The organism is Pseudoroseomonas cervicalis (assembly GCF_030818485.1).
Classification (GTDB): Bacteria; Pseudomonadota; Alphaproteobacteria; order Acetobacterales; family Acetobacteraceae; genus Pseudoroseomonas; species Pseudoroseomonas cervicalis_A.
This window is the reverse complement of the sequence record NZ_JAUTAJ010000004.1, coordinates 925,736-943,848: the sequence shown is the minus strand read 5'-3', so window position 1 is coordinate 943,848 and position 18,113 is coordinate 925,736. Positions and strand designations below refer to the sequence as shown.

Genomic DNA, 18,113 nt, shown 5'->3' with positions numbered 1-18,113 from the left:
CAGGTGCTCAGCGCGCCCGGGTGACGGCGGCGCCCGCCTCCGCCTCGGCAATCAGCGAGACGCGGGTGATGCCGGCCTGGGTGACGCGCCCCATCACGCGCAGCACCTCGCCATAGGGCACGGCGCGGTCGCCCCGCACATAAACCGGCGCCTCGGGATCGTCGCGGTGCAGCTGGGTCAGCCGGCCGACCAGCTCGGCGGCGGCGATCTCCTCCTGCCGCAGGAACACCTTGCCCTCGGTCGTCACCGTCAGCACCACCGGCGGGCGGGGCGCCGCGGCGCGCGGGGCGGCGGTCTTGGGCAGGTTCACCGGCACGCCGACCACCATCATCGGCGCCGCCGGACCATGAAGACGATCAGCAGCACCAGCATGACGTCGACCAGCGGCGTGACGTTCATGTCGGCCATGGGCAGCGGGCCGTCATCGTCGCCGCCCATGCTGGGACCGGAAAAGGCCATGGCGGCTTACTCGGCCGCGGCGCTGGCGCGGGCCCCGGCCAGGGCGGGCGGGCGGCGCGACAGGCCGGCGGCCAGATCGGCGGCGGCCGCCTGCCCGTCCTGCCGCAGCCGGCCCAGCCGCACCAGCAGGCGGTTATAGGCCATCACGGCCGGGATGGCGGCGATCAGCCCGATGGCGGTCGCGAACAGCGCCTCGGCGATGCCGGGGGCGACGACGGCCAGGCTGGTGTCGTTGCTCTGCGCGATGCCGGCGAAGCTGTTCATGATGCCCCAGACCGTGCCGAACAGGCCGATGAAGGGGGCGACGGCGCCGGTGGTCGCCAGGAAGGGCAGCCCCGGCTCGACCCGGCGCAGCTCGATGCTCAGCACATGGCGCATCGCATGCTCCATGCGGTGCCGGTACTCGAAGCGGCTCTCGCCCTGCTCGCGGCCGTCGCGCCATTCGCGGGTGCCGGCCCGCAGCACACGGGCGGCGACGCCCTCGCCCTGCGGCGCGGCGATGCCGGACTGACCGGCCGGCGCGGCGGCGGCGACGATCTGGGCGATCTCGCGGCGCAGCCGGGCCAGCAGCAGCGACTTCTCGACGATGATGGCCCAGCAGATGATGGAGGCCAGGGCCAGCGAGATCATCACCGCCTTGACCACCCAGTCGGCCTGCATGAACAGGCCGAGCATCGACATGTCCGGCCCGCCATGCAGGCCGATATTCGCGACGTCAGGGAGGGCGGTGGTATCGGTCGGGTTCATCGCGACCTCCTCACTTCTCGAAGGAAACGCCGTCGACGCGCGAGCTGAGCGCCAGGCGAGGCAGGCAGGCGGCGCGGCCCTCGGGGCCGGCGCCGCAGGCCAGAAGATCATTCAGCAGCAGGGAGCCGATGCCGTCGCAGCTCTGCCCCGCCAGGTCGAAGATGCGCGCCATGGTCTTCTGCTGCGGCAGCGGCCCGACATCGAGCGCCAGGCGGCGGGCGATTACGCCCTCCTTGCCGAACACCAGCAGATCCAGCCGCAGCGGGTCCAGCGCCTCGTCGGAGGGGTTGCGCAGCAGCATCCACACCCGGCAGCCCTCGGGGCGGCTCTCCAGACGGTTCAGCTCCAGACCGATCCGCGGTTCCGACTGCGCCGCGGCGAGGCCGGGCAGGCTGAGCGCGGCCAGGGCGGCCAGCGCGGGGAGGATCCGGCGGAGCGGCATGTGGCGGAAACCCTTTCGCATCTGCGGGGGCTTATGACGCTATTGAGAGACAGTTGCAATGCGAATGACTCTCAATGCAGCGCTGCAGGCGGCAGGCCCCTCGCCCCCCGCCAGCAGAACCCCGCAGAGCCGCCCCGGGGCTTGGCCTATTCCGCCAGGGCGGCCTCGAAGAAACGCCCAGGCTCGTCGGTTTCCCGCAGCACCCCGCGCTCGACGCACCAGAACCGCGTGGCGACGGTTTCGACGAAGCGCCGGTCATGCGAGACGATCAGGCCGGCGCAGTCCTGGCGCAGCAATTCCGCCTCCAGCATTTCCTGGCCTTCGATGTCGAGATGGTTCGTCGGCTCGTCGAGCAGGTAGAAATTCGGCTCCTGGAGGCGGAGGATCAGCATGGCCAGCCTTGTCCGCTGGCCGCCGGACAGCTGCCCGGTCGCACGCCCCTGCTGTTCCGGCGCAAAGCCCGCCGCGGCGAGAAGCGTGCGGATCCGCTGGTCCCCCAGGGCGAAGCGGCTGCGGATGGCATCGTGCAGCGTCTGCTCCGGGCGCAGATGGCTGAGGGATTGATCGCAGATCCCCGCCACCACCGTCGCGCTGACGGTGAGGCCGGGCTGCGGCTGCCCCGCCAGGGCTTGCGCCACCATGCCCAGCAGGCGCGACTTGCCCGCGCCATTGGCGCCCAGCAGCACGACGCGGTCGCCTGGATGGAGCCGCAGCTGCCCCGTGGTGAACAGCCTCCGGCCATCCGGGGCCGCCACCCGGGCGCCATCGAGCGTCAGCAGCGTTCTGGCATGGGTGGCGCTCTCCGCCAGCCGGATCTGGCCGGCCGCCCCTTCGCGGTGGGCGGGGCGGGCGGCGGCCTCGATGCGCTCGGCCCGTGCGCGCAGCTGCTGGGTCTTGACCTTCAGCAGATCGGAGCCGGAGTTGACGCCGATATTGTGCAGCCTGGCCGCCTGCTGCCTGAGGCGCGTGGCCTGCCGGAGCTCGGTTTCGTGGCGCCGCGCCATCGCGGCATCGCGTTCCGCCAGGCTGGCGCGCGCCGCGGAATAGGGTGCCGCATACACCACCGACGCCTCGCGCCGCAGGAAGAGGGTGCGCCGCGTGACCGCATCCAGAAAGGCGCGGTCATGGCTGGCAACCAGCAGCGCGGTCTCCGACGGCAAGGCCGCGATCCAGCGCTGCAATCGCCCGATCCGTTGCAGGTCGAGATGATTGGTGGGCTCATCCATCAGCAGGATATCAGGCTCGACCAATCCGGCCCTGGCGAGCAGGGCCATGCGCTGCCAGCCACCGCTGAGGGTGCCCAGCGGCTGCTCCCGCATCGCGCCGGGCATGCCCACCTCGTCGAGTGCCACATCGACGCGCCAGCCTTCCCAGTCCTGGCTTTCCGCCGGCAGGGCCTGCCGCACCGCCGCGTGCACCGGCAGCGGCAGCAGGGCCGGCTCGGGGTCCTGCGGCATCAGCGCCATGCGGAGGTTGCGGCCATAGCGGCATTGTCCGGCCATCGGCTCGGCCCGCTCCGCCAGGAGGCGCAGCAGGGTGGATTTGCCGCTGCCATTGCGGGCCACGATGCCGATGCGGTCACCGGGATGGACCGTGAGATCCAGGTCGGAAAACAGAATTTGGCCCAGCGCAATGCCAAGGCCTTCGAGGCTCATCAGGGACATGAGAACATCTTTCCCCGTGCTGGCCGGACCCAAGGCCCAGGCACAACACATCCGTCAGAAGACAGGCTGACAGGGGAAAGGGAGTTGGAGGCTCCGCCGCCTGATCAGCCCTGCAAACGCATTTGCAGGGCCGGGAAAGGGCCGCGCCGGTTGTGATGGCAATGATACACTGCGGCCCTCCTCTTTGCTCGGGTTGCCAGGGCCGCGAACATAGTCGGGCCCACATGCCGGCACAAGTTCAGCCTGCGATCGGCGCGCGAGTGCCCTCAGCAGCGCATGTCGGCAGCGGATGGGGGCGCACGGGGCGGGCATGGCCATCCCTACCGTCACCTTGATGGCAGGCGCGTGCTCGAATTCGGGGCGGTCATACCTGCCCCTCTCCCGCCCCCGAAGAAGCCGGAGCGGGCCCGCCAGAACGGGAGTATGGACAGTTCCGCGGCAGGTCTTCGAAGGGGATGAAGCCACCTAGCCAAGGTCGACGTGCGACCGCGCCCGGCTGCGGCCCAGAGATCGCCTCGGGCTTCGCAGGGACTGGGATCTCGGGGTGGGGCGCTGAAATCTGTGTGGTGCCGACGCCCGGGATTGAACCGGGGACCTACTGATTACGAATCAGTTGCTCTACCGCTGAGCTACGTCGGCGCGCGGGCCGCTCTCTAGCGGGATTGCGGCGCCAGGGCAACCACCTTCCTGAACGTTCCGCGCCCGGCCGGATGACACCGGCCGGGCGCGGCCCAGATCAGTGCACCAGGGCCGGCAGCATCTCATGCTGCAGGATGGCGGCCGCCGCCAGGTTGCTGTCGGGCGCGGCGCCGATCTGCGTGCCGTCGGCCGCGTGGATGGCCACCGCCGCCACGCCATCCACCGTCACCGGGCGGATATAGGCGATGCGCTCGGCACCGAATCGCGCCCAGTCGGCGGGGGCGAGCTGCCGCAGAGCGTCGGCGGCGGCGAAAGGACGTGTGGGACCTGCCTTGTTCATGAGGGACTCTCCTGTTGCCGTCCCGTCGGGGCCCGGCGTTGTGCGGCCAGCTGCGCTGCGCCGCGATCCGCCCCCGCGTCGGTCCTCCTGCCGCCGATGCGGCAGGTCTTCCTTATCAATGCGCCCGGGGCAGGAATGGTTTTGAACGGTTTCGTGCGCGAAAGCCCGGCGGCGGCTCAGCCGCCGGATTTCTCGCCCTCGCCCAGCTGGGTGTGCACCAGCGGCCGGGCCGGGCCGCCATTGCGGGTGCCGATCTGGATCGCCTTCACCCGCACCGCCGGCTGCGGCCGCTTCAGGTCGATATGCAGCAGACCATTGTCGAGCCAGGCGCCCTCCACCTCGATCCCCTCGGCCAGGACAAAGGCGCGCTGGAACTGCCGCGCGGCGATGCCGCGATGCAGGAAGATGCGGCCCTCGCTTTCGTCGCGCTGCTTGCCGCGGACCACCAGCTGGTTGTCCTCCTGCGTCAGCTGCAGCTCGTCCATGCTGAAGCCCGCCACCGCCAGGGTGATGCGCAGCCGGTTCTCGCCGGTCTGCTCGATATTGTAGGGCGGGTAGCCGTCCGAATTCTTGGCGACGCGATCGAGCATCTGCTCCAGATGGTCGAAACCGAGGAACAGGGGCGATCCGAACAGGGACGAGCGGGACATGGCAGCGAAGGACTCCTCAGCGATGAGCGAGCGGTTGGCGGGGCCCGAAGCACCCCGCCATGCCTCATCAGTTTGTGCACAACCGGCCTGAATGCAAGGGGCCGGGCCCATGGCCGGCAGGCCATGGCGGGGCTGCGGGCAGAATGGTTGAAGCGCCGCGATGCAGGGGGTAGAGCAGCCGCTCCATGTCCGACACCTCCCTGCTGCCCATCCTGCTGGTGCCCGACGCGCGGCTGCGCGCCAAGGCCCGCCCCGTCGGCCCCGGCGACACCGAGACGGTGCGCGCCCTGGCCCCGCGCATGCTCGCCACCATGTACAAGGCGCCCGGCATCGGCCTGGCGGCGCCGCAGATCGGCGAGCTGCTGCGCCTGGTCGTGGTCGACCTGCAGCCGGACGAGAAGCCCGAGCCCTATGTCATGATCAATCCCGAGATCGTGGCCGCCAGCACCGAGCTGTCCTCGCGCGAGGAGGGCTGCCTGTCGCTGCCCAACCAATATGCCGAGGTGACCCGCCCGGCCGAGATCAAGGTGCGCTGGCTGGAGCTGGACGGCAGCAAGCGGGAGATGCAGGCCGATGGCCTGCTGGCCACCTGCATCCAGCATGAGATCGACCATCTGAACGGCGTGCTGTTCGTCGACCACATCTCGGCGCTGAAGCGCAACATGCTGCTGCGCAAGCTGGCCAAGGAGCTCAAGGCCCAGGCGCGGGACAGCGAATGAGCCGCCTCCGCCTCGCCTTCATGGGCAGCCCGGATTTCGCGGTGCCCGCGCTGCGGGCGCTGCACGCGGCCGGCCATGAGGTCGCGGCGGTCTATACCCAGCCGCCGCGCCCCTCCGGCCGCGGGCAGAAGCAGACCCCCTGCCCCGTCCACCGCGTGGCGCTGGAACTCGGCCTGCCCGTCCGCAACCCTGTGCGGCTGAAGCGCGACGCCGAGGCGCAGGCGGAATTCGCGGCGCTCGATCTCGATGTCGCGGTGGTCGCCGCCTATGGGCTGATCCTGCCGGCGGCCATGCTGCAGGCGCCGCGGCGGGGATGCCTGAACATCCATGCCTCGCTGCTGCCGCGCTGGCGCGGCGCCGGGCCGATCCAGGCCGCCATCCTGGAGGGCGATGCCGAGACCGGCATCACCATCATGCAGATGGAGGAAGGGCTCGACACCGGCCCGATGCTGCTGGCCGGGCGCATCCCGATCGGCCCGCGCGACGGCACGCCGGCCATCCATGACGCGCTGGCCGCCATGGGGGGCGAGCTGATCCTGCGCGCGCTCGCCGAGAATCCGGCGTCGGTGCCGCAGCCGGAGCAGGGCGTCACCTACGCGCCCAAGCTCAGCAAGGCGGATGGCCGGCTGGACTGGGCGCAGGACGCCGCGTCGCTGGACCGCCGGGTGCGTGCCCTGAATCCCTGGCCCGGCACCTATTTCGAGCATCAGGGCGAGACGCTGCGCGTGCTGGCGGCGGAGCCGGTGGAGAAGGCCCCGGCCGCCGCGCCTGGCACGCTGCTGGACGATGCGGCGCTGGTGGCCTGCGGCCAGGGCGCGCTGCGCCTGCTGGCGCTGCAGCGGGCCGGCCGTGGCGCCCTGCCGGCGGAGGCCTTCCTGCGCGGCTATCCCCTGCCCGCCGGCACCCGCCTCGGCTGAGATGCCGCGCTACGCCCTGCTCGTCGAGTTCGACGGCGCGCCCTTCGTCGGCTGGCAGCGCCAGCCCTCAGGCCTGTCCATCCAGCAGGTGCTGGAGGAGGCGGCGGCGCCGCTGAATGGCGGCGTGGCGGCCGCCACCCAGGCCGCCGGGCGCACCGATTCCGGCGTGCATGCCGAAGGCATGGTGGTGCAGATCGACATCGCCCTGACACTCGACCCGGTGCGGCTGCGTGAGGCGCTGAACTACCACACCCGGCCGCATCCGGTTTCCGTGCTCGGCGTGGCGGTGCCGCCGGCGGAGTGGTCGGCGCGCTTCTCCTGCATCGGCCGCGCCTATCGCTACCGCATCCTGAACCGTCGTCCGCGCCCGGCGCTGGAGGCCGGGCGGGTCTGGCATATCGGCCCTGGCCTCGACGCCGCGGCGATGCACGAAGCGGCGCAAGGGCTGCTGGGCAAGCATGATTTCTCGGCCTTCCGCGCCGCCTCCTGCCAGGCGAAGAGCGCGCTGCGCACGCTGGACCGGCTGGATGTCCGCCGCCAGGGCGAGGAGGTGGTGATCCACACCGCCGCCCGCAGCTTCCTGCACCACCAGGTGCGCAACATGGTGGGCACGCTGGCGCAGGTCGGGCTGGGGCGGCAGGGCGTCGATTGGCCGCGCCGGCTGCTCGAGGCGCGCGAGCGCAGCCAGGCCGGGCAGACCGCCCCGGCCGAGGGCCTGACCTTCCTGGAAGCCCGCTATCCGGAGCCGCTGGACTGGCGCTGACGGGATGAGGCAGGGGCTTGCGGCCGCCCTGCCCCGGCCGCACCCTGCCCGCATGACCCAGCGCTTCCACCGGACCATCCCCGAGGGCGAGGACCGCGAGCGGCTGACCTGCGCCGAATGCGGCTTCATCGCCTATGAGAACCCGAAGATCGTGGCCGGCGCCGTGGTCGAGACGGAAGGCAAGCTGCTGCTGTGCCGCCGCGCCATCCAGCCGCGCGCCGGCTTCTGGACGCTGCCCGCCGGCTATATGGAGCTGGGCGAGACGGTGGCCGAGGCGGCGCAGCGCGAGGCCTGGGAGGAAGCCCAGGCGCGCATCGCGCTGGAGGGCATCCTGGCGGTCTATTCCATCGCCCGCATCGGCCAGGTGCAGATCCTGTTCCGCGCCCATCTGGCCAAACCAGGCTATGCCGCCGGGCCCGAAAGCCTGGAGGTCAAGCTCTTCGCCTGGGAGGAGATCCCCTGGGACGAGATCGCCTTCCCCTCGGTGCATTGGGCGCTGCGCCACTGGCATGCGGGGCGCGGCCAGCCGCTGGGCGCGCCGGCCAGCAACCCGGAGATGGATGCACGCGGCATGACACCGCTGCCGCCGGGCTGATCATGTGCCGCCAGATTCCCGGGGAGAATGGCGGCGGAGGGACACCCCCATCACACCCCACCACGCGCTTTCTGAAACGCCACGCCTTCAAGTCCAGGCCACTCCGCCCACGGTCGTAGCCCACGGATCTGACCGCCTCTGAATTCCCCTCCGGCAATTTTGTAAGGACCAAGACGGCGGCGACGGGCGCTGCAATGCACGCCATCCCCAAGGTGCAGGTCGCCAGCCCGCAAGGCCCCCTCCCCCCGCCGAGACGTTTCGGCGCCCCAGGTTGTTCGCCGGTGCTGCCCAGAATCTGGTGCTGCCCAGAATCTGATGAGCCGAGCGAGGCCGACGTCCGTGAGGCGATCACGAAGCTCGCCGCAAAGCCGAGGGCCGCCAGCAACCCCTTCGTCATCGGCACCGACCCAACCATGCGGGCGCTGGCCGTGATGCACGAATGCGCCCGGGCGACGAGGGAAGCCCGGAGAGCATCATAGCGCGCGGCGGGCGCCGGAAACGTCACACCCCGCTGAAGCCGTAGACTTCGGCGGGGTTCTCCACCAGCATCCGGCGCCGCACCGCGTCGGACCCCGCCCATTCCATCGCGAGGTCAAGCAACCTGGCATCGTCTGGCTTCGCATCCACAGGCCGGGTCGGATGCGGCCAGTCCGTGCCCCAGAGGATGCGCTCGGGCGCCCGGCGCGCCAGCGCCGCCGCCACGCCACCGGCATCCGGATAGTCTGGCCCCCCGACCTGGCTGCGGATGTAGGGGCCGGACAGCTTGACCCAGGTGTTTCCCGCGTCGAGCAGCCGCCCGATGATCCCGAAGGCATCACTGTCCAGCCCGGCTGGCTGAGGAACATGCCCCAGATGGTCCAGCACCAGCCGACAGGGAAGCCGCGCCAGCACATCCTGGGCCATACGCAACTGCGCCTCGGACGCATTGAGCTGGATGTGCCAGCCCAACGCCGAGATGCGCTTCGCCAGGGGCTCCAGATCCGCCAGCCCCAGCACGCCGGGCATGGTGACGTTGAAGCGGACGCCGCACACCCCCGCCGCATCCAGCCCGCGCAGCTCCGCATCCGTCACCTCGGCGGCGACCACCGCCACCATGCGGAAGGATGCACGGCCCAGGCTTTCCAAGGCCCGCAGATGACGCCTGTTGTCCGTGCCATAGGCCGAAGGCTGCACCAGCACCCCCCGCGACAGGCCAAGGCGCTGCTGCAGCGCGCGGTAACCTTCCTCCATCGCGTCCGGGTGGTGCGGCGTGCCTGGCACGGAGGCCATGCGGGCGTCGTAGACGTGGAAATGGCAATCCGTGGCCCCGGGCGGCACATGGTGACGGGGCGGCCCTTCGCCCGCCGACCAGGGAGCTCTCACCTGCCTGTCCTGCATCCCGTTCAATCCAGCGTCGCCCCGGAGAGGCGCACGAGCTGCTCCCACATCGGCCGTTCCCGGGCCGCCCGGGCTGCGGCCTCCTGCGGCGTCGTGCCGAGCGGCCTGTTGCCGGTTGGGCGGAAGCGCTCCTGCACGGCAGGATCGGCCGCCACCTGGCGCATGGCGTCCGACAGGCGGTTCACCACCGCCTCCGGCGTGCCAGCGGGCACGGTGATCGTACCCCATGACGTCACCACGAAGTCAGGGATTCCGGCCTCGGCCATGGTGGGGACGTCCGGCAGGTCCGGCGACCGCTCAGCCGAGGTCACCGCCAGTGGGCGCAGCCTGCCACCCCGCAGGTTGGACAAGGCGGTCGGCAGGTTGTCGACGGTGAGCTGCGTGTCGCCCCTCAGCATGCTGGTGAGGGCATCGGCGCCACCGCGGAAGGGCACATGGACACCCTGGATGCCCGTGCGCCGACACAGCATCTCGCCGGACAGGTGCACGGTCGTGCCGACACCGGAGCTGCCGAAGGCGATGCCGCCGCGCCGCTGCTTCGCCCAGGCCACGAACTCCGCGATCGTCCTGGCCGGGACATGGTCGACCGGCACCACCACCACCAGCGACGCCTCCCAGGCGAGGGACACCGGCAGCAGATCCTTCTCCGGCGCGTAGGGCAGATCGCGATACAGGTACTGATTGATGGCGAGGCTGTTCACAGCGGTGGCGCCAAGGGTGTAGCCGTCCGGTGCGGCATGCGCGACCGCCGCCGTGCCGATGGTGCCGCCGCCGCCGGTGCGGTTCTCGACCACCACCGGCTGCCCGAGCCGCGCGCCGAGCGTGTCGGCGATCAGACGGCCCGCCAGATCCACGGCGCCGCCGGGCGGATACGCCACCACCATCCGCAAAGGCCGCGTCGGCCAGGATTGCGCGCGCACCAGCCCGGGCGTCGCGAGGCCCGCAGCCATGGTGGCGAAAAGAATTCGACGTTGGATCATGACTGCTGGCCTCCTTCGATGTCTGGCTGGTCAGCGGACCTTTGCGGTCCTTGGCGTCGGGCATGCTGTGCGGCACAGCCGGACAGCGCAGGGATGTTTCCCGGACCCATGGCGGTTCGGCCTGCAGCCGTCAGACACGGGAGCCGGCTTCGAGGCGGAGCAGCTGATCCGCGCCGATTTCGGACGGGGCCGAGGCGCCCAGCAATCCCAGGTCCCGCATGACCTCCGCGCCCAGCAGGTTGGCGGCGTGCATCACCCCTGCCTCCCCGGCCAGCGCGGCGGCATAGACGAAGGGGCGGCCGATGAAGACAAAAGCGGCCCCCAGGGCCAGCGCCTTCAAGACGTCCGTGCCACGCCGGATGCCGCAATCCATCATCACCGGGATGCCGCGCGCGGCCTCCACGGCCGCGGGCAGGATGCGCAGCGGCGACACCGCGCCATCGAGTTGCCGGCCGCCGTGATTGGACAGGATGATGCCATCCGCCCCCGCGTCACGCGCCATCCTCGCGTCGTCGGGATGCAGGATGCCCTTGATGATCAGGCGCCCCTTCCATTGCCGCCGGATCTGTCCAAGGTGCCCCCAGTCCAGATGATCCTTCCGTCCGAAGTCGCGCACGACGGCGCCCGACATGATGGGCGCGCCGCGCGTGGCGTAGGAGTTCTCGAAATGCGGCATGCCGTGCCGCCACAGGGTGCGGAGGAAGGTGTTGATCGTCCAATCCGGCCGCACCATCCCGTCCCAGGCGAGGCGGAGGCTGGGGCGCAGCGGGGTGGAGAAGCCGCTCCGGATGTTGTTCTCGCGGTTGGCCAGCACGGCGGTGTCGACCGTCAGCACCAGGGTGCCGATCCCCGCCCGTGCCACGCGCTCCACCAGCCCGGCGATACGGTCCGGCTCCCCCGGCAGGTAGGCCTGGAACCACATCTCCGGATTGGCCTCGAACACCTCCTCCAGCCGGATCAGCGAGGAGCCGCTCATGATCATCGGGATGTCGAGCTGCCGAGCGGCCCGCGCGAGCACGAGGTCGCCCCGATAGGCGATCAGGGCGCTGATTCCCATGGGCGCAATGCCGAACGGCATGGCGTAGGTGCGGCCGAACAGCTCGGTCGCCTGGCTGCGCCCGGAGACGTTCCGCAGGATGCGCGTGACGAAGCGGTACTCCGCGAAGGCCTGGCGGTTGTCGGCGCGGGACAGATTGTCCTCCGCCGCGCCGGACACATAGCCGAAGATCGGTCGCGGCAGATGGCGCCGGGCCGCCTTCTCCAGATCGTCCAGGCTGAGGATGCGCCGCATCCTCCGCGGCACCTCGCGGACCATTGGCCGGGTGGAACCCGGCGGCGCGCCGAGCGCACCCTCCGTCTCACCCATTCCCATAGCGACATCGGGGGCGCCGATGCCGCGCCGCTCCGCGCCTGACATCACGACATGCTTTCCGGCTGCAGCCGGTAGACCCGTGTGGCGGTCGCGCTGAACAGGGCGGATTTCTCGTCAGCGGAGGCGCCGGACACGAGACGCTTGAAGGCATTCCACAGCACCGCGTATCCGTAGCTGCCCTTGTCGACCGGGAAATTGCTCTCGAACATGCAGCGCGTCGGGCCGAAGGTCTCGATGCAGAACTCGATATAGGGACGCCAGGCTTTCGCCAGCTGCTCCGAACCGGGCGGCAGGGGCTGCTGCTCGAAGCCAAAACCGTTCACCGCCATGCCCAGCCCGCCGAGCTTCACGGTGACGTTCGGACATTGCGCGAGATGGCGCATCCGCGCGCTCCACTCCGCGAAGACTTCATCCCGCCGCCCTGCGTAAGGACCGGCGCCCAGCGGCCCGCCCGCATGGTCGAGAATCACGGGCAGGTCCGGCAGCGCGCGCGCCAAGGCCGTCACCTCGTCGAGCTGCGTGTGGTAGGCCCAGACGTCCAGGGACAGGCCATATTCGCGCAACCGACCGGCGCCGCGCAGAAAGGCGGGTTCCGACAGCAGGCCTTTCCGCGGTGGAACCGGATTGGAGTTGATCTCCGGCAGCTCATGCCAGGCGGTCTGGTTGCGGATGCCGCGGAAGCGATCCCCGCCCGCCCGGAGATGCTGCTCCAGCAGCGGCGCCACGGCATCGCCCAGCATCAGGTCCACCATGCCAACAATGCCCGCGCAGGCGCGGATCGGGCCGTAGAGACCGCTGGCGCTCTGTGCCGCCACGCCATTGGCGAACTCCGTCTCGCCAAGGGAGCGCAGATCCTCAGGACCGCCGGCCCGGTACATGCCACGCGCCTGCACATAGACCGTGGCCCGGACGTCATGCCCGCTGCCGGTGTCGCGCAGCAACTCGTCGAGCAGATAGCGGGACCCGGGCCGGTCCCAGAGATGGTGGTGCGGGTCCACGATGGGCAGCGATGGGTCCAGGATCTCCTCCCGCACCTGCGCCAGCCAATCCTCCCGCACGGGGATGTGCGGAGAGGAATGCTTGGGGACACTCATGCCCCTACTCCAGCCGGATACCGGCCTCGCGGACGAAGCCTTGCCAGAAGGTGCTCTGGTCACGGAAGAACCGGGTGAATTCGGCCGGTGAGTTCGGCCCCGCCTCCAGGTCTGCGGCGCGCAGCTTTTCCGCCAGCACAGGATCCGTGACGACCGCATTGAGCGCCGCGCTCAGGGCATCCACGATCGGCTGCGGCGTGCCCTTCGGCAGGAAGACGCCGTTCCACTCATAGGTCTCGAAGCCCGGCAGCGTCTCGGAAAGCGGCGGGAGCTCGGGCAGCGCCGCCAAACGCCCGCGGCCGGTATGGGCCAGGGCGCGCAAGGCGCCGTCGCGCACGAAGGTCGTCGAGACGTTCACATTGCCGAAGTAGAGCTGGATCTGACGTGCGATGAGGTCGTTCAGCGCCGGGGCGCCGCCCCGATAGGGCACATGGTTCAACTTCACTCCCGCCGCCCGGGCGAAGCGCTCCAGGACGAGGTGCTGCATCGAGCCGTTGCCGGCCGATCCGGTATCCAGGCCCTGGGCCGTCTCCTTGGCCAGCCTGATCAGCCCGGCGATATCCTTGGCGGGGCTGGACGGATGCACCAGCACAAGCTGCGGCACCGTCAGGGCCCGGAAGACCGGAACCAGGTCCCGCATCGGGTCGTAGGGCAGGCGCTGGAACAGGGCGGGCGTGACCGACAGGCCCGTGGCATCGTAGAGCACGGTGTAGCCGTCCGGCGCTGCCTGGACGGCCGCAGCGGCGCCAATCGTGCCCGTGGCGCCCGACCGGTTCTCGATGACGAAGGGCTGGCCGAGCCGGGCGGAGACGGCGGCGAAGAACAGCCGGGCGGCCACATCCGCCGTGCCTCCCGCAGGGTAGGGCACGATCACCCGAACGCTGCGGTTGGGCCAGCCACCCGTGTCGGACTGGGCCACGGCCCTGCCGCCCGCCAGGGTGGCGGCAGCGGCCAGGAGCGCAGCGCGACGGTTCAGCTTCACTGTTGCCATGGAGTTTTCTCCCAGATCTGACGGGGGCGGGCTTCCTGCGCCGGCATCGGCGCTTCCCATTCCGCGCCGGGCAGACAGGCCAGGGGCAGTTCCAGCTGCCGCGCCCTCTCCGCCCAGTCCGGCTTGGCCACCGTGCGGGCGATGGCCTCCTGCAGTTGCAGGGCGATGGCGTCCGGAGCGCCGCGCGGCACGCCGATGCCGCGCTTGCTGGTCATCCGCACCTCGTAGCCGAGCTCCCGGGAAGTCGGCACATCCGGACTCATGTCCCAGCACTTCGCGCCGATCCCCGCCAGCGGCCGCAGCGCCGGCCTGTCCTGGCCGAGCATGCCGATCTCGCCAAGATGAATGCCCGCCACGTCGATATGGCGCGCCGGGGCGGCGTTCTTGACCTGGCCTGCACCGGCACAGGGGTGTGGATGAACTCGGTGCCCGTGGCGAAGACCGGGAAATCCTGCGCGCGGATGGCGGCGCTGTCGCGGATCGTGCCGTTCAGCACGATGCCGCCCGGGCGGCGCCGCACCATCTGCTCGCCGATCAGCGCATTGGCCAGGTCGACGCCGGCATCGACGATGATGACATCGCCGGGCTGGGCCAGGGCGATCGCCTTGTGGATCATCAGATTGTCGCCGGGGCGCGTCTTCACCGTCAGCGCCGGGCCGGCCAGCGCCGCGCGCGGGGCATGCATCGGGCGCAGCCGCGCGCCGCCCGCCGCCAGGCGCGCCATCACGTCGCTGACATTCGCCACGGGCAGGGCGCGGAAGCGCTCGCCCCGCTCAGGCGCGACCGCGCGGCTGCGCTGGAGAATGCGGAATCCAGTGGCCAAGGCCGATCCCCTCCCGGGCGTGGGCGCCTTCTGATGCGCCGTTTCGTTTGGCAGGGTTACGGTTCCGGTTTCGTAAAGCCGAAAAACGTAACGCCGTTCCGAAATAGGCGAATTCGAAGGAGGGCCGCAAGCGTCAAATTGCCCCTTCGCCGGCATCCCCGGGCGCCCATCCCATCGGTGGTGAGGTGGATCAGCCAGACCCGGCGCCTGGCACCGCGTCCCGACAGCGCCGCCCTCCCCCGGGCGAAGTCACGGGCAGCTGCCGGAATTCATCGCGGCGGAGCATCTGGCCGCAGGCCGGTTGGAAGCGCTGCTGGCCGACTGGCGATTGGCGCCGGGCGGGCTCTACTTCGTCATACCGAAGACACGGAACCGGCCCGCGAAGGACGAGGCGCTGGCGGAGTTCCTGGCAGAGCGGTTGTCGCGGCCGGGTTGGAAAGACGCAGAGCCGTGGGGTGCTGGTGACCGGGGGCGCTGATCGTCAAAGCACAGCAGGCCGACGCCCAGCCGCATCCTCGCCGGCGATGGGCTGGGATCCTGCGCCCGCCAGGCCTCCCCTCAGCGATGGCGTGGCGGCGTCACGGTGCCATGCTCCGGAAGACGCCGTCCCGGCGGATGAAGCGATGCATCAGCGCCGCTGCCACATGCAGCAGGATCAGCAGGAAGAGGCCATAGGCCAGGACCTGATGGGCGGAGCGCAGCAAGGCATGCAGGACCGGCGAGGCCGGGAGGATGGGTGGCAGGGACAGTTGCCCATACAGCAGGATCGGCACCTGACCGGCCGACTGCATGGCCCATCCGATCAGCGGCAGCCCCAGCATCAGCCCGTACAGCAACAGGTGCGATGCGCGCGCGGCGAAGCCTTGCCAGGCAGGCAGATCCCTGGGCAGCGGGGGCGCCGGGCGCCGCAGGCGGTTCGCCAGGCGCAGGGCCGCGAGACACAGGATCGCCACGCCCAAGGGCCGGTGGATGGCAACCAGCGTCGCGTAGCGTTCCGACACGGTCGATACCATGCCGACGCCAATGAGCAGCATGGCCAGGATCAGCACCGCCATCAGCCAGTGCAGCAGCCGCGCCACAGGGTCGAAGCGTGTCATGGTGTCGTCCTTTGGCTGACCGCATGCAGCGAGATGGCGCTGGGTGACTTCGCCTCCCCGTCGCGCAGCCGGGCCGAGCGCGCATAGGCAGCCGAGCGGGCACTCAGGAGCGGGTCCTCGGAGGCGGCGACGCCATCCGGCAGGGTCAGCGGATCGAAATTGATGTCGCGGCAGGCGCCCTCATCCTCGCTCTCCACACGGGAGATGGTCAGGACGCCGAACTCCACCCGGCGACGATCCGCCGGCCAGATGACCGTCGCATCGGCGGTCTGATCGCCAGGCCCGGCGAGCGTCATGACCAGGCGCCAGCGCAGCGGGCCCTTCGCGACCTCTGCGGCGAGGTCTTCGAACACCGTGTCTCGGCCAGTGGAGGCCCGGGCGTCGAAGGGGGCGAAGGGCTGTTCGGGCACCATGGCCCAGCGCACCGGTGTCTGCCGCCCCTCGCCATTCACCAGCAGGAAGGCGTTGACGCTGTGATAGGTACCGTTGCCGAGGCCGGAGGAGGGCGGGAAGGATCTCCCCGACGCCAGCGCCCTGACGGTTTCGGGGTGCCCGGCCAGGAAGGCCTGCATTCTCGCCGGATCGGGTCGGCCGGTGGCCGGATCGGGCGCGCTGGCCTGCTGCAGGGCAAAGAAGTCGGCCGCCGTGCGGACGGGGAAGACAGGCGAACTGTTCATCCCCGTCCTCCAGACGGCGCCATCCGGGCCTGTCAGCTGCAAGGCCATGCTGCGCACCGGCACCGCGGCATCAGGCACGAAGGGATTGCCACCCGGCAGCGCGAAGCGGCCCAGCACCGGCACCGTGCCCGCCTGGAACATCGTGGCGCGCGACCATTCCCGCCCCGCGCCGCTGCTGGTGAAGCTGCCCGCGATGCAGACCCCCTTGGCGTGGTTGCGGCGGAACCCGGGATGGGTCCCCGCATTGGCCTCAAGCTGCCCGACCAGGCGCTGGGGCGACAGCCGGGAGGGGGTCAGCCACCCACCCGCATAGGCAAAGCCACCCGCGGCAGCCGCCAGCACCACGCCAATCCCCGCGAGCCTGAGCAGGGCGGGAACGCCGGTGATCGGCGTGCCCTCCCGCTCCTGTTGATCCTCGCCCATTCCGAGCCTCGTGCCTGTTGCTCCCCTGCCCTACGCAGCCGGCGCGTGATTCATTACAGCGCTCGGCCAGAATTCTGGTGGGCCGGCCGTAACACCGGAGGCACCGGGCCCGTAGAAGGGATGGATGAGGCAAGGCGAGGCGTGACGATCAGTCGCCGGGAAGAGGACTGGGCTGCCTGGATGCGTGCGGCGCGGGCGGGCGATGCGGAGGCCTATCGCCAGTTCCTGCTGGGCGTGGCGCCCTATCTGCGCGCCCTGGCGCGGCGGAGTTGCCTGCGTGCGGGGTTTCCCCGGGACAATGCAGAGGATGTGGTGCAGGACGTGCTGCTGGCGATCCACCTCAAACGGCATAGCTGGGACCAGACGCGGCCAATCGGCCCCTGGCTTGCGGCGATCGCCCGCAACCGGCTGATCGATGCCGTCCGCCGGCGCGGCGGCCGCCCGCCGGACGTGTCGCTCGAACTCGTCGCCGAGACCCTTGCCGCGGGAGACGGCGAAGCGGCCGATATCCGCCACGATATCGGCCGCCTGCTCGCGCAGCTGGCCCCGCGCCAGCGGCAGGTCGTCGAGGCGGTGTCGATCGAGGGCCGGTCGGCAGGCGAGGCCGCAGCAAGGCTGCGCATGAGCGAGGGCGCGGTTCGCGTCACATTGCACCGGGCGCTGAAACTGCTGGCGGCGTTGCACCGGAAGGAGACCGCATGAGGACGGAGGATTTCATCGCCGCTCTGGCCGCGGATCACCGGCAGCCGCGACTGGGCCTGGCGGCGGCTCTGGGATTGGCCGTGGTATCGGGGGGCATGGTCGCCCTGCTGCTGCTGGCCATGGTGGCGGGCTTTCGGCCCGGGCTGGGCACCGCGCTGGGGTCGCTCCGTGTCGGCTTCAAATTCGCCCTGATGCTGTCTTTGCTGGCCCCTGCGCTGGGCATGCTGCGCCGCCTGGCGGAACCCGGCGCGCCCCTTGGCGCCTGGCCTCGATGGCTGCTCCTGCCATGCCTGCTGGCCGTGGCCGCCCTGTCCCTGGAAGCCAGTGTCATCCCGGCTGAGGCCTGGCGCGATCGCATGCTGGGGCATAGCGCCGCGTTCTGCCTCGTCATGATCCCGCTGCTGGCCAGCATGCCCATGGCAGCCCTGATGCTGGCGGTGCGGCAAGGAGCGCCCATGCGGCCCGACCTGGCAGGACTGGTCACCGGCCTGGCTTCCGGAGGCTTGGCAGGCGGCATCTACGCCTTGCGCTGCGGGGATGACAGCCCGTTTTTCGTGGTGCTCTGGTTCAGCCTGGCCATCGGCATCGTCACGTCGGTGGGGTGGCTGATCGGGCGCCGCTGGCTACGCTGGTAGGGTCTCG

The 18,113-nt window shown here is 70.6% G+C and carries 22 protein-coding genes and 1 tRNA gene; 6 read left to right on the top strand and 17 right to left on the bottom strand.

Annotation, left to right across the window (positions count from 1 at the left end; translation table 11 throughout):
* Positions 1 to 7: 7 nt before the first annotated feature.
* The 8 genes from QE401_RS08295 to QE401_RS08260 form a co-directional block, all read right to left on the bottom strand.
* Positions 8 to 331: an ExbD/TolR family protein gene (locus tag QE401_RS08295; protein WP_307137754.1), complete on the bottom strand. Its 324-nt coding sequence runs from the start codon at positions 329 to 331 to the stop codon at positions 8 to 10.
* A complete protein-coding gene (locus QE401_RS08290) occupies positions 328 to 459 on the bottom strand; it encodes a hypothetical protein (RefSeq protein WP_307137753.1) in 132 nt (43 codons plus the stop codon). The genes QE401_RS08295 and QE401_RS08290 overlap by 4 nt, the downstream gene beginning before the upstream one ends.
* Before the next feature lie 6 nt (positions 460 to 465).
* Positions 466 to 1,206 (bottom strand): MotA/TolQ/ExbB proton channel family protein, encoded by a 741-nt coding sequence (locus QE401_RS08285; RefSeq protein ID WP_307137752.1) that lies wholly within the window; start codon positions 1,204 to 1,206, stop codon positions 466 to 468.
* Positions 1,207 to 1,216: 10 nt separating this feature from the next.
* Positions 1,217 to 1,648: a Tat pathway signal protein gene (locus QE401_RS08280; RefSeq protein WP_307137751.1), complete on the bottom strand. Its 432-nt coding sequence runs from the start codon at positions 1,646 to 1,648 to the stop codon at positions 1,217 to 1,219.
* A 146-nt stretch (positions 1,649 to 1,794) separates the two neighbouring features.
* Positions 1,795 to 3,312, bottom strand: a complete 1,518-nt coding sequence (locus QE401_RS08275; RefSeq protein ID WP_307137750.1) for an ABC-F family ATP-binding cassette domain-containing protein — start codon at positions 3,310 to 3,312, stop codon at positions 1,795 to 1,797.
* A gap of 564 nt (positions 3,313 to 3,876) precedes the next feature.
* Positions 3,877 to 3,951: transfer RNA gene (locus QE401_RS08270), tRNA-Thr, on the bottom strand.
* Positions 3,952 to 4,048: 97 nt separating this feature from the next.
* Positions 4,049 to 4,291, bottom strand: a complete 243-nt coding sequence (locus QE401_RS08265) for a hypothetical protein (RefSeq protein ID WP_271135161.1) — start codon at positions 4,289 to 4,291, stop codon at positions 4,049 to 4,051.
* A gap of 176 nt (positions 4,292 to 4,467) precedes the next feature.
* Complete coding sequence (locus tag QE401_RS08260; RefSeq protein WP_271135162.1) at positions 4,468 to 4,941, bottom strand: Hsp20 family protein; 474 nt, start codon at positions 4,939 to 4,941, stop codon at positions 4,468 to 4,470.
* Between the two features lie 185 nt (positions 4,942 to 5,126).
* Between QE401_RS08260 and def the strand changes: the two genes are divergently transcribed.
* The 4 genes from def to QE401_RS08240 are packed head-to-tail and all read left to right on the top strand — an operon-like array spanning position 5,127 to position 7,935.
* Positions 5,127 to 5,660: a peptide deformylase gene (def, locus tag QE401_RS08255; protein ID WP_307137749.1), complete on the top strand. Its 534-nt coding sequence runs from the start codon at positions 5,127 to 5,129 to the stop codon at positions 5,658 to 5,660.
* A complete protein-coding gene (gene fmt / locus QE401_RS08250; protein ID WP_307137748.1) occupies positions 5,657 to 6,577 on the top strand; it encodes a methionyl-tRNA formyltransferase in 921 nt (306 codons plus the stop codon). The genes def and fmt overlap by 4 nt, the downstream gene beginning before the upstream one ends.
* Position 6,578: 1 nt before the next feature.
* A complete protein-coding gene (gene truA / locus QE401_RS08245; RefSeq protein WP_307137747.1) occupies positions 6,579 to 7,340 on the top strand; it encodes a tRNA pseudouridine(38-40) synthase TruA in 762 nt (253 codons plus the stop codon).
* 52 nt (positions 7,341 to 7,392) lie between these two features.
* Entirely contained in the window at positions 7,393 to 7,935 is a 543-nt protein-coding gene (locus QE401_RS08240; protein ID WP_307137746.1) for an NUDIX hydrolase, read from the top strand.
* A 501-nt stretch (positions 7,936 to 8,436) separates the two neighbouring features.
* On the opposite strand, the gene QE401_RS08235 is transcribed toward QE401_RS08240, so the two are convergent.
* The 9 genes from QE401_RS08235 to QE401_RS08195 all read right to left on the bottom strand — a co-directional run bounded on the left by QE401_RS08235 (position 8,437) and on the right by QE401_RS08195 (position 16,769).
* Positions 8,437 to 9,312 carry an amidohydrolase family protein gene (locus QE401_RS08235; protein WP_307137745.1) on the bottom strand — a complete coding sequence of 292 codons (876 nt, stop codon included), beginning with the start codon at positions 9,310 to 9,312 and terminating at the stop codon, positions 8,437 to 8,439.
* Positions 9,313 to 9,317: 5 nt separating this feature from the next.
* On the bottom strand, positions 9,318 to 10,292 hold the full coding sequence (locus tag QE401_RS08230) for a Bug family tripartite tricarboxylate transporter substrate binding protein (RefSeq protein WP_307137744.1): 975 nt from the start codon (positions 10,290 to 10,292) through the stop codon (positions 9,318 to 9,320).
* A 130-nt stretch (positions 10,293 to 10,422) separates the two neighbouring features.
* Positions 10,423 to 11,583 (bottom strand): alpha-hydroxy acid oxidase, encoded by a 1,161-nt coding sequence (locus QE401_RS08225; protein ID WP_307137743.1) that lies wholly within the window; start codon positions 11,581 to 11,583, stop codon positions 10,423 to 10,425.
* A 125-nt stretch (positions 11,584 to 11,708) separates the two neighbouring features.
* A complete protein-coding gene (locus QE401_RS08220; protein ID WP_307137742.1) occupies positions 11,709 to 12,758 on the bottom strand; it encodes an amidohydrolase family protein in 1,050 nt (349 codons plus the stop codon).
* A gap of 4 nt (positions 12,759 to 12,762) precedes the next feature.
* Positions 12,763 to 13,749 carry a tripartite tricarboxylate transporter substrate-binding protein gene (locus QE401_RS08215; protein ID WP_307137741.1) on the bottom strand — a complete coding sequence of 329 codons (987 nt, stop codon included), beginning with the start codon at positions 13,747 to 13,749 and terminating at the stop codon, positions 12,763 to 12,765.
* Positions 13,737 to 14,012, bottom strand: a complete 276-nt coding sequence (locus tag QE401_RS08210; protein ID WP_307137740.1) for a type 2 periplasmic-binding domain-containing protein — start codon at positions 14,010 to 14,012, stop codon at positions 13,737 to 13,739. Before QE401_RS08210 ends, QE401_RS08215 begins: the two co-directional genes overlap by 13 nt.
* Complete coding sequence (locus QE401_RS08205) at positions 14,009 to 14,572, bottom strand: RraA family protein (RefSeq protein ID WP_307137739.1); 564 nt, start codon at positions 14,570 to 14,572, stop codon at positions 14,009 to 14,011. Before QE401_RS08205 ends, QE401_RS08210 begins: the two co-directional genes overlap by 4 nt.
* A 578-nt stretch (positions 14,573 to 15,150) precedes the next feature.
* Positions 15,151 to 15,669, bottom strand: coding sequence for a cytochrome b (locus QE401_RS08200; RefSeq protein ID WP_307137738.1), 519 nt, complete (start codon positions 15,667 to 15,669; stop codon positions 15,151 to 15,153).
* Positions 15,666 to 16,769 (bottom strand): catalase family peroxidase, encoded by a 1,104-nt coding sequence (locus QE401_RS08195; protein ID WP_307137737.1) that lies wholly within the window; start codon positions 16,767 to 16,769, stop codon positions 15,666 to 15,668. Before QE401_RS08195 ends, QE401_RS08200 begins: the two co-directional genes overlap by 4 nt.
* 141 nt (positions 16,770 to 16,910) lie before the next feature.
* Between QE401_RS08195 and QE401_RS08190 the strand changes: the two genes are divergently transcribed.
* Entirely contained in the window at positions 16,911 to 17,471 is a 561-nt protein-coding gene (locus tag QE401_RS08190) for a sigma-70 family RNA polymerase sigma factor (RefSeq protein WP_307137736.1), read from the top strand.
* Entirely contained in the window at positions 17,468 to 18,106 is a 639-nt protein-coding gene (locus QE401_RS08185; RefSeq protein ID WP_307137735.1) for an NrsF family protein, read from the top strand. The genes QE401_RS08190 and QE401_RS08185 overlap by 4 nt, the downstream gene beginning before the upstream one ends.
* Positions 18,107 to 18,113: the final 7 nt, after the last annotated feature.